This window comes from Prevotella sp. HMSC073D09, assembly GCF_001814145.1.
Lineage (GTDB): Bacteria > Bacteroidota > Bacteroidia > Bacteroidales > Bacteroidaceae > Prevotella > Prevotella conceptionensis.
In genome coordinates, this window is record NZ_KV815118.1 from 80,222 (window position 1) to 91,610 (window position 11,389).

8 protein-coding genes are annotated in these 11,389 nt (G+C 48.3%); 2 read left to right on the forward strand and 6 right to left on the reverse strand.

The window, feature by feature from the left end; genetic code table 11:
- Positions 1 to 556 precede the first annotated feature (556 nt).
- From HMPREF2955_RS10520 to HMPREF2955_RS10540, 5 genes are all read right to left on the reverse strand, one after another.
- On the reverse strand, positions 557 to 2,968 hold the full coding sequence (locus tag HMPREF2955_RS10520) for an MMPL family transporter (RefSeq protein ID WP_070723374.1): 2,412 nt from the start codon (positions 2,966 to 2,968) through the stop codon (positions 557 to 559).
- Position 2,969: 1 nt separating this feature from the next.
- The gene (locus HMPREF2955_RS10525) at positions 2,970 to 4,103 is read right to left on the reverse strand and encodes a 1-acyl-sn-glycerol-3-phosphate acyltransferase (RefSeq protein WP_070723376.1); all 1,134 of its coding nucleotides are present in this window, start codon (positions 4,101 to 4,103) and stop codon (positions 2,970 to 2,972) included.
- Between the two features lie 298 nt (positions 4,104 to 4,401).
- A complete protein-coding gene (locus HMPREF2955_RS10530; protein ID WP_070723377.1) occupies positions 4,402 to 5,766 on the reverse strand; it encodes a hypothetical protein in 1,365 nt (454 codons plus the stop codon).
- A 202-nt stretch (positions 5,767 to 5,968) separates the two neighbouring features.
- On the reverse strand, positions 5,969 to 6,466 hold the full coding sequence (locus tag HMPREF2955_RS10535) for a hypothetical protein (protein ID WP_070723379.1): 498 nt from the start codon (positions 6,464 to 6,466) through the stop codon (positions 5,969 to 5,971).
- Positions 6,463 to 7,713, reverse strand: coding sequence for an AAA family ATPase (locus HMPREF2955_RS10540; RefSeq protein ID WP_070723477.1), 1,251 nt, complete (start codon positions 7,711 to 7,713; stop codon positions 6,463 to 6,465). Before HMPREF2955_RS10540 ends, HMPREF2955_RS10535 begins: the two co-directional genes overlap by 4 nt.
- Positions 7,714 to 8,081: 368 nt before the next feature.
- Between HMPREF2955_RS10540 and HMPREF2955_RS10545 the strand changes: the two genes are divergently transcribed.
- Positions 8,082 to 8,570, forward strand: coding sequence for a Dps family protein (locus HMPREF2955_RS10545; protein ID WP_009230582.1), 489 nt, complete (start codon positions 8,082 to 8,084; stop codon positions 8,568 to 8,570).
- A gap of 640 nt (positions 8,571 to 9,210) precedes the next feature.
- Here the strand turns inward: HMPREF2955_RS10545 and HMPREF2955_RS10550 are convergent.
- Positions 9,211 to 9,525: a helix-turn-helix domain-containing protein gene (locus tag HMPREF2955_RS10550; RefSeq protein ID WP_070723381.1), complete on the reverse strand. Its 315-nt coding sequence runs from the start codon at positions 9,523 to 9,525 to the stop codon at positions 9,211 to 9,213.
- A 313-nt stretch (positions 9,526 to 9,838) separates the two neighbouring features.
- Here HMPREF2955_RS10550 and HMPREF2955_RS10555 point away from each other — a divergent pair, with 313 nt between their 5' ends.
- Positions 9,839 to 11,344: a GH3 auxin-responsive promoter family protein gene (locus HMPREF2955_RS10555; protein ID WP_070723382.1), complete on the forward strand. Its 1,506-nt coding sequence runs from the start codon at positions 9,839 to 9,841 to the stop codon at positions 11,342 to 11,344.
- Positions 11,345 to 11,389: the final 45 nt, after the last annotated feature.

Below are 11,389 nucleotides of genomic sequence, written 5' to 3' on the forward strand. Positions count from 1 at the left end.
AACCTGTATTTTGCACCATTTTGCCTTTCTATTTAGCCGCCAACTCGCAATTTTTTTGTTCCCAATTCGCCCCTTTTAGACCCTAAAACCCCACTTTTTAACCACTATTTTGCCCTTTTTAGTCATGTTATTCATGGTTCTAAGAGGTTTTATTTATACAATTACTGTGGATATTTATGCTTCTTGTATCGCGTTTAGCATCAAAAAGCACTGCATTTTGCACCGTTTTACCTTGCGTTTTGCACCAAAACGCACTGCATTTAGCACCAAAACGCGTTGCATTTAGCGGCAAAACGCAGGTCATTTAGCACCAAAACACACCACATTTAGCGGTAAATAGCCCCCAAAGTGGTGTAAATGATGCTTTGTTGAAATAAATATTCATTTTGTAAGCATTCACATGTCACCCCATTTTGTTGCCAAACAAACCTCCGCGAGAATCGATTTTTTGCGACAAGGCGGACGATTGCGAGCAAAAATCGCACTCACAATGTTAAAATTCTTGCTGAAAAGCGGACAAAACAAGGTGTATCTTAGGTATTGAGTAAGGCCGCGCCTACTTCACCCACCACCTAAACAACAATGGCGGAACAACATAAGTGAGGGCCACAACTGCGCCCATGCCCACGATGGTAATTGCCCCCAGCGAATGCAAAGCCGGATGACGAGCCACAACCAACGACCCCATACCGATGAACATGATGGCCGCCGAGAGCAAAATGCCCTTGCGATAGGCCGCCAACATGGGGCGGCCGTGGCGTCGTTCGTATATCAATCCTTCGGTAACAAAAATGCTATAATCGTCGCCTTGACCAAAAATAAAGGTGGCCAAGATGATGTTTACCAAGTTGAAACGCATATCTAAAAGGTGCATCGCGCCCAAAATCCACAGCCACGACACCACCATAGGCATGAAGGCGATGAGTGCAAGCTTAAACTTGCGGAACGAAAGCCAAAGGAAAACGAAGACAATAGCACCGCAAACCCAACCGATATAGTTGAAATGCTGCGACAACGAGTTGGCTATCGTGGCGTTAAGACTGGGCAAGGTGAACGCCCAACGCTCGGCATTAGGCGTGGATGTAAAGGCCGCCGCCACGCTATCGGCCTGCGCCGAAGGCACATTAACGATGTTAACCACCGCGTTTCCCACTATGCGATTGCCCAAAGAGGCTTGCAAAAAGGGTGCGAAATGGCTGGGCGGTTGCGGCGTAAAGCGTGTGGCGAGCATCTTTTGGAAGGGCGCGAAGGCATCGGCAGCAAAGCCTTCCTTCGCTGCCAAAAGTCCCAAGCTGTCTAATTGCGGTGCACGTTCTTTCAATATACTGCGCCATTGCGCCAAACGCCGTTGTTGTTCGGCCTTACTTGCCACCAAGAGCGGGTATTGGCGTTGTTCTACAGCCTGCAAAGCCTGTTCTACATTCTTACCTTCGGCTACAAAATACACTTGCGTTGTGCCATGTTCTTCGCCGCGCATCTGCGCCAATTGCATCAAAAGCGTTTGCTGTTGCGGCGTTAAGTAGTTGATGTTTCGCAAGTCGGTGTCGAACTGTGTGCCCAAACTGAAATAGCCCAACACAAGCGTCACCACCACCAAAGCCGCACTAACGATGGTCGTTCGCTTGCGATGATGGGGCGAATGAGCAGTGGCAACAGGCCCAGATGTGGCCGACACGGGGGCAGCATCGGGCGTTTCGCCTTGTTCGTTGGCGGTTGCGCCCTTAACAGAAGTGGCTTTTTTGCCCACAAAATGGGGCAAGAACACCACAACAAACAAGATGGTGCTTACCAACATCAGGGCTGCGAAGATGCCCAAATGGCTCAATGCGGTGGCATCGAGGGGTATTAAGGTGGCAAAAGCCCCCACAGTTGTGATGTTGCCCACCACAAGGGGCGAGGCTATCTCTTCGAGTGTCTGCCGTGGCGAGCTGCAATGGGCCAAATGCGTAACGAAGTGTAAGGGATAGTTTACGGCGATACCGATGATTACCGAGGCTATACCCAACACAATGATAGACACTTCGCGGCTTACCAAAGCCATTCCGCCCATAGCCATAAGCCAACCAAAGCCCAACGAAACGACGATGAGAAACAGGTGACGGGCGCGCCGTAAAGCCCACACCAACAACGCAACGATGAGCGTTGCGGCAATAGAGATGGCCCAAATGCTATCTGTCTTAATCTGCGAGGCGTTGTCTACGGCTATCACGGGCGCGCCAGTAGCGGCGAATTTCACGCCAGGCACGCGCGTTTCTACACTTCGTGCCACGCTGTCTATTTGCTTAACGAGCAGCGCATTGCCGTTTGTTTCGCTTGCTCCGTATGGCGATGTGAGCATGGCCACGGCGTGGCGGTCGTCGGGTGTAAAGATGTAACCGTCGTGTAGCTCGTAGTGCAGCGCGTTGCCACTGGCTTGCAATCGGGCCAGTAAGGGCGTAAAAAGCCCCAAGGGGTCGCGTTCGATGTTCTGTGTAACCATTCCGCCCGTGGGGAAAAGCAACATTTCGCGATTGCGTTGCAGCGCGGCGGCCATGCTGTCGGTGCTGGTTATGCGGCGTATGCGGGCAAAATCGGCATCGCCCAGCAGCAAAGGCGCGTTTTGATAGGCGAAATCGGGAATGCGTATCACGCTCTCGAAGTCGGCTTGTGCCGTTAGTTGCCATCCGCGGGCCTTGCTTTCGCGTTGAAATAGCTGCATGGCGCGCACCAAGAGGGGCGTGTTAAGCTGCGTGGTATCGGTGGGCGAGGCCACGATAAAGATGCGGTCGGCTGCGTTTGTCTGCCTGTAAATCTCCATCGAACGACGATAGTTGTGGTCGTTGGGCAGAAAGTCGGTGATGTCTTCTTTGAAACGCAGTTGCGATGCGCCCGCCAACGCACCCAAAGCCAGGGCAATGGGCAGGGCAAGGCGCAGCAGACGATGTTGCGCAAACCAGTCGTACAGCCTTATAAGCCATTGTGCAATCATGTCAGCTTTGCTTTATTTGTTGTTTGGCCGCAACAGGATTGGCGTATATGTGCAGCAGGTGGCGGCGTTCTTCGTCGGTGGTTAGCTGGCTTAAACGCTGGTTTAGCCACGCTTTCGCCTCATCCCACTGGGCATTCTGCGGTTCTTCGGGGTGCAACATGGCATAGGCGGCCATGTTGGTGGGCATCAGTTGGTAGGCATCAATAATGGCATGGTCTATCATCTGTGCCACTTGGCGCACGGCATCGTTAAGAGGCAGGTGCGCAAGGGGTTCAAGTTGGGCCGCGCCAATGGGTTTTGTTACGCGGAAATGCACCCTTCCCTTGGGCTGACTGATGCCCGTAATGATGCTGTTGATGTCTTCGCCCGGCTGTTTTACGTAGGGTTTGTGTGCGGACTGCGCCATTTCGCGCGCTTTAAGCAGGTCGCACGACTCGTATTCGTAGCTCACGGCCACGGGTACGATGTTCAGTTGGGCCAACGAAGTAAGCTTATTGCCCATTCCAGAAAGCGTGAACATCTTTATAAGTGCAGGTTCGGTTCGGTCTAGTCCGTCTTTTGTGCGGCCGTTTCGCTGTGCAATCCATACCGACGAGCCTCTGTCTACGAGGGCATGCCTGATATATCGCGACAGGTGCAGCTCGCTTTCGTAGAACTGGCGTTTGTTTCCGCCGCGCTCCACACGAAACATCTTGTTGCTTTTGCCGATGTCTACCACCGTTGGGTGGGTCATGAGGTTGGCTCCAAAGGTTATTTCGCAGGTATCGTGTCCTGCGTCTACCAATGCGTTTTGCAGCAGCGAGGCATCTAACACGATGTCGCGGTGGTTGCTTACAAAGAGGTAAGGCACGGCAGGTTGCAGCAGTTCAAGTCCTTCGCAAACAAATTGCGTGGTGCTTCTTCGCATCACCTCTCGGTTGAAATGATACATCACGCGGAGCTGAAACTCGCGTGCCGTACTTATTTCTTCCAGCATGCGTGCCACGTCTTGCGCGCTTTGTTCGGGAAATACGAAGTGGGCCAACTGCGGCAGCCACTGACTTTGGGCTATTCGCCGCATGGCCAGTGCCACTTCGTCGTCATTATAGGGGCGTATATCGTCGAACTCTCCTCTTGCTCTGCAAACATTCTCCATATATATAAGGTGTGATGTGGATGAACTTGTGTTTTGAAATATCGCGACAAAGTTAGTAAATAATCATGAAAAGCGATGCAATTAAGCTGTTCTTTGTTTTGGGTGTAACCCAAATCGGCCGCCGAAGACTATCTTACAAACTTAACCTAAAAGCCCAATGGGTTTTAAAACGATGGGCCACGAATGGCATCTGGCGCGCCTGTGCAGCCCATATACAAGTACGCCCGTTGCGCAATGGCTAGCGCAACGGGCGTTTAAGTGAGCCACACAGCATGCGTAGCTTAGGCTTTTTTGCGTGTTAGGGCATAATCAGATGCACCTCAATCCTCTTCTCAACGCCGGCAACGGCCGTCTCGTTAACCGATGTCAGCCTATACTTTATATATAGGAAGTTACCCTTTTTCTCGGCAGAAATTACCTCAATTCGGGGTTCTTCAAGATAAATGTCCTTGTATTCGGCATCGCTACTCGATGGGAACCATGCGGTTACTTTATAGTTTCCGTTCTCGCTTGCCACCTCGTTGGGATACAAGCTAACAAAATTGCCCCCTCGCTTAACTGTCATCTGCACCAGTTTAAGCCACACTCTCGTGTCGATGGCTTTCACTTGTGCCGTCTTATCGTCGTCGGGGGTGTTCTTAAACTTCTTGCCGAAGAACTCGTTTACATCAGTTCCGCCGGCAATGTTCCACTCGTTGTTGAGGTCGGACAGCGGTTTAAAGCCTTTCAGCGTTAAGGTAAACTGTGCCAATTCGGTTTCCGAGCCATCCCTAGGCGTGAGTTTAATCGTCAGTGCGATGGAGTTATCCCCGTCGTTCTTCTGCTTACTGGCCAGAAGTGGGGCAAACTTAGTTTCGTCGTACTTAATCAGGGAGCCATAGAACGCCGCAAGCTGACGGTAAACGCCACGCATGTATAGTTTACTAGCGGCTTCGGTGTCAACGGTAAACTGCTTGGCGTAATACGCGTTCTTATCAATGGTAAGGCTTGGAGAAGCATTGTTGCCCGTTTTTCCTTTTATTCCGTTGTAGGTAATGGTAAACACAACATGCCCCGAATGGCTGTTACTGGGTACATAACGCACATCGCTGATGGTGGTTTTGGCCCAATCGTCGGGCGTAAAGGTGTAATGGTTACTTCCATCTGCGGCAGAGGACGTAAGGTCTACCAGCTTTGAGAGATATTCCGCGGTGAACTTATCGGTCTTGTTCAGGCGGAACAGCGTATCGAAGTCGAACTCCGACAGGTAGTCTACGCCGTCTTTCCATTTGGCCACAGCACGCATGGCCATGTCTTGGTCTGCGGGTTTCTGTGCAAAACCTGTGAAATCCACGTCCAATCCGAAAGGCTTATTACCAGCAACGCCCGTCACTTTAAGCGTGAACGTGCCTTTTTGTTCGTCGCGTTTCACCTCGTTCACAGCCTTAACTTCAATTTCCTTGCCGTCAATGGTTTTCTTTCCCAGGTCGGCTTTTGCCCTTTCTATGGCTTGGTACACGTTAAGCTGCTTGTCGAGATTGAAGTATTTCACGATGTCCGCGGCTTTAACCTCGGTCGTTTCTCCTTGTGTTGGTGGCTTTTGTGGTGTGGGTGTAAGTCCATCGTCTCCTCCACAGGCAGCAAAAAAGACGCATATCGCTGCTGCTAAAATAATTTTCTTCATTGTTAATCCTGTATCTAAACACTAAACTGGCGCGCCTTTCTCTCCCATTTTAGGCCTTTGCAACAATGGTACAGAGGCTTTGGGCAATGGCGGCACACATTAAATGATGGTGCAAAGATAAATAAAATAATCGGAAAGTAGCGTTAAGATGGTCGCTTTAACATAATGTTTCAGTGTTGTTCATATTAGGCTTATCCAGCCATTAAAACTCTTCGATGGTATTCTTAATTCGCAAAACATATCCCGTATCGTTGAAAAATCTCTCCATTCTTTCGTTTTGTCCTCTTCTTCCATTTGGCTGCATGCTGTTGGCGATATAGGCACTTTTCTTGCAGAATTGCTTTGACACGTTTTCATTTTCAAAGTGGGCAATGGTTGATCGAAGTTGTTTCTCTCCATCTTTTATCCAGTCGGAGCATTTGGGCTTTCGCCTTTTCAGTTCAACAAAGGCAATGGTATCCTTATGAAAGAGACAGCAATCACAGCGATTATCCATCTTCCCATCGGGTTTCCGCAGGTCGATGCAATGGTCAACAGGCACAAAGCCAATTTCTTTTTGGTCCTTATTGTACACCACTGCAATCCATTCCTCACGATTACAGAGGTCTATGTACGCCTTTGATTGTGCAGGTGCGTCGCACAATCCGAACTCTATTTGTTTCGTGGTACAGATTTCTTTTGAGGGGAAAAAGTTAATCATGCTCTTTGTTCTATTTCAAGCAGTGAGGCATATCTGTCGTTACTTTCATCCAACTGCACATTCAGCAGGTTCTCGTCAGAGGGTATGCCCTTGTATTGTTTTAGCGCATAGAAATAATTGTCGTTTGCATCGTGTTGGTATATGGCCAGGTCGTCGGGCGAAACAGTTGCCTCCAAGGGGTAGATTTCATTAATTTTGTCAGCAATGTCCTTGTAAGCATTCTTCAACTTATGCGCTTTTACTGCTACGGCCAAATGATTTACCAAATATGGGCTATGCGTAGTTACAATAAGTTTGTTTGCAGACAAGGCATTGTTAAATTGCAACAAGCTTTGCAACAACAACACTTGCGATGACGGGTAGAGGTTTTGCTCGGGTTCTTCAACGATGTTGATAAATGCAGATTTGTTAAACCTCGCTGCCAAGGCCGATATGGCGAGTTGGCGTTGTTCTTCGGTAAGGTCTTTATTGTTCAATATCATCATAACCTCATTTTGGAAACGCGCCATCTCGTCAACGCTCATTTTGTTTGGCGCCAGCTCGTCAACACGCATTTTGTTTGATGGCCTAGCCTGGTTCAACACACTCTCAGAAAGGTACTTAGACACAAGATATAACGGCACAACCGACTGAAATCCGCTTGCCGACTCTTGCAAACGCACTTTATAATCTCTGCCTTTGATAGATAAGATGTCGCTCTCTTGGTCATAATCTAGCAATGCATCATTTATAGGAAGCATTAGTTCATTGGCTATTGACTTCTTCGCCCGAGCATATTCTGCAAGAAACCCCACTAGCGAACCTGGCCACTCTTTTACTAAATCGGGGTTGTTTAGCGTAGCAATTAGGTTGCGTTCTGCGGGGATATAAGCTATTTGAGGCAAGGGATATTTATTTATACTGGGCATTTCGCCTATCAACAAGTTGCCTTCTTTAGTGTACCTCAGCCTGTAAGCATCACCTTCATACTCTATTTCGGTCTTACCGTCCATGAAATAGTTTGTTAATCGGTGATAACGAGACAAAAAGCCCTTGAAATCTGAAGACGTAAACCCCTTTCTACCATAATCCCTACGCGTAAGAACCTTTTCAATCCAGGTGCACAAGCTTACAAGTTTGGCAACAGAACTTTTACCACAGCCCTGTTCGCCGATAAACACTGTCACCTTCTTTATGTCTATCCAACCATCATGTCCATACCCATGCGTATTTATTGGGCCGAAGTGAGATATTCTTATTCTGCTCATGAGCGTAGAAGTTTTATAGTGGGCAGCAATCATGCAATATCGTTGACCCACATTGCATCATAGCCAAACCCTTTTGCAAAGATAGTCCTTTTATTCCAGTTACAAAGCATTATTAGTTGGGTTGTTGGGATAAAGAATTAAAAATAACGCGTAGACCGTAATAGAAAACATCTGCTCACGTTCCTCAATTCCCCCACAACCCCATATCACTTAGAAACTTACGCCTGCACCATCCAACGTTATTATAGATTAATTCTATATCGAAATAGAAGGAAATGTTTGGGCATGATATGCAATATGCCTACCTTTGCAAACGAAAGAAATAAGGATTTTCACTCACAATTTAAAATATAGAAAGGAAATTAGAAATGAACACATTGATGTATTTAGGACTAGACGAGAACAAAGTTCAACCTGTTGTTAAAGGATTGGCCCAACTGTTGGCCGACTTCCAAGTGTTTTACACCAACCTGCGCGGCTTGCATTGGAACGTAAAAGGCAACCGTTTCTTTGGTCTGCACGCCAAGTACGAAGAGCTTTACAACGATGCCGCCGAAAAAGTTGACGAGATTGCCGAACGTCTTTTGCAACTGGGCGCAACTCCCGAAAACCGTTTTAGCGAGTATCTTAAAGTGGCTACGATAAAAGAAAGCGGCAACGAACCCGAAGGAAAAGAAGGTGTTGAAACAGTGCTAGACAACCTGGGCAACCTCATCAAGCAAGAACGCGCCATCGCTAAGCTTGCTGCCGATGCCGACGACGATGCAACGGTGGGCTTGATGGATGGTTTCCTCGCTGGTCAAGAAAAGAACGTATGGATGTTTGTGGCTTTCTTAGATAAAAGCTACAAAAAATAAAACGGCTATCTGCAAATAGCCAAGCGCATACGCCGCTGTGTGTTTAGCCACCGTGCGTATTATCAGGTTAAAAACGATTGGCGGCGACTTCGCCATGAGGTCGCCGCCTTTTTACGCCTCACCTCAAGTCACTGCACACAAAGGCAAACGCCAAACAAGATGTAGGATGTAAGATTGTGAGGCTGTGATATGGGGAGTTTCAAGGTAGTGAGTTAGTTAGCTTGTTAGCTGTTTCACTTCCCAACAACGCTTTCACAACCCTCCACGCAGAAACGTTTTGCGCAACCATGTGCGCGATAAAGCTCATTCACTTAGAAACTTAGGCCCGTACAAACTCATTAACTAAAACATTCATCAACTTAAACTTTTAGCATAGCTTTAAGCACAAGCGATTAGCACAACGCATTATAAACCAACTTGCATAGTAGTTTTGCATTTAGCGACAAGATTAAAGAGTCGGCGTGGTGGTGTGATGATACACCGCCACGCTTTTGTTTATGTTGACTACAAACCATTAAATGGGGGTGTTACAGCAAATATTGCATGGGTTTTATAAGTCAGTTTTGTTCCACATGGGCACGTTATTCTGCCAAACCAACATGATGTTGTAAGTTGTTTTGATGTGATGAACCGACACACACTACCAAAGCGACACCTTGCCAATGCCTTTTGCCTCGATGGTTGCAGCCACGCCCATTGCCTTGAAAGCCCTTGAAAGCGTGGCGAAAGTGAGGTTACGGCCACCTTCGATACGCGAAACTTGCGCACGCTTAACACCCATCAGCTCGCCTAATTGTGCTTGCGTAAGGTTGCGTTGCAAGCGAGCCTTCTTTATTGTCTCGCCAATGAGGAAAGCATTGATGTCGGATTCGTATTGTTCGCGAGCCAAATCGCCGGGCTTGCCCAACACTTTGTCGAGCATTTCTTCGTGGGTATATAACTTTTCTTGTTTCATTGCTGTCGTCGTTTATTGAAGTTTTATCAGTTAACAAGTTCACGAGTTAACAAGCTAACAAGTTGTTGGCCAGATGTTTTATCAATTCACAAGCTAACTAAAATCCATTATCCAAATTGGGGCTTTACGCCCATTTCTCGCCATATTACAAAGTTACTAAAACGTTTCCATATATGTAACACTTTCCGTTCATTATTTGTTCCCCCACCCCCTTTATTCCTCATCAGTTACCCTCCACATTCACCATTTCTTCTCCAAATATGGCGTTTTTTCATGTTTTTGACGTAATTTTGCCCTTTCAAACAAACTTACAATGAGCATTACATCCTTAGTGAGCGGAGCTTTCAAAGGCCGACAGGCCGACATCGGAGCGTACGCGCACAATAGCGAAGAGATACAAAGGCGTGTTTTGGGCCACCTTGTGCAGCAAGGACAACGCACGCAATATGGCAATACGTGGGGAATGAACGACATACAAACCTACGAACACTTTGCCAAACAGCTACCCGTAACCACTTACGAAGAGCTGAAAGCGCCTATCGACCGCATGCGCCACGGCGAGGCCGACGTATTGTGGCCTGGCGTGGTGAAGTGGTACGCCAAATCGTCGGGAACCACCAACGACAAAAGCAAATTCATCCCCGTATCTGCCGAAGGTTTGAAGAACATTCATTACAAAGGCGGAAAAGATGCCGTGGCACTTTATCTGCGCAACAACCCCAAAAGTCGGCTATTCGATGGGCGCAGCCTGATATTGGGTGGAAGTCATGCGGCCAACTACAACGTGGCGCATAGTTTAGTGGGCGACCTCAGTGCCATACTCATCGAAAACATCAACCCCTTGGCCAATATCGTACGCGTTCCCAAGAAAAGCATTGCGCTAATGCCCGACTTCGAGGCGAAACGCGAGGCCATTGCCCAACAAACCTTGCACGCCAACGTTACCAACATATCGGGTGTGCCCTCGTGGATGCTCTCTGTGCTGGTGCGCGTGCTCGAACTTTCGGGCAAAGATACGCTCTCCCAGGTGTGGCCCAACCTCGAAGTGTTCTTCCACGGCGGCATTGCTTTCGGCCCTTATCGCGAACAATACCGCAAACTTGTTGGCTCGTCGCAGATGCGATACATGGAAACCTACAACGCCAGCGAAGGCTTTTTCGGTCTACAAGATGCTCCCGACGACGAGGCTATGCTGCTCATGATAGACTATGGCGTGTTCTACGAGTTTATTCCGATGGACGAATTTGGTACAGACAACGCCTCGGTGGTTCCGCTTTGGGGCGTTGAGCCAGGCCGTAACTATGCGATGGTGATTAGCACAACGTGTGGTTTGTGGCGTTATGTTATTGGCGACACGGTTTGTTTCACCTCCACGCAGCCTTATAAGTTTAAGATTACGGGGCGAACAAAATACTTTATCAATGCCTTTGGCGAAGAACTGATTATGGACAACGCCGAACAGGGCTTGGCTTACGCTTGCCAACAAACGGGTGCAGAGGTGTTGGAGTACACGGCCGCGCCTGTATTTATGGATGCCGAGGCCAAATGCAGACACCAATGGCTTGTGGAATTTGCGCACAAGCCTACCTCTCTCGATGCCTTTGCCCAGGCACTCGACCTCCGTCTGCAACAACTTAACAGCGACTACGAGGCGAAACGACATAAGAACATCACGCTGCAACAGCTGGAAGTGGTTGAGGCACGACAAGGCCTGTTTAACGATTGGCTGAAAAGCAAAGGCAAACTGGGCGGACAACATAAGGTGCCGCGACTGGGAAACAGCCGTAAGAATATTGAGGAGCTGTTGAAGATGAATTAAAAGAAGAGCAGGGCCTCACCCCCAGCCCCTCTCCAAGGGGAGAGG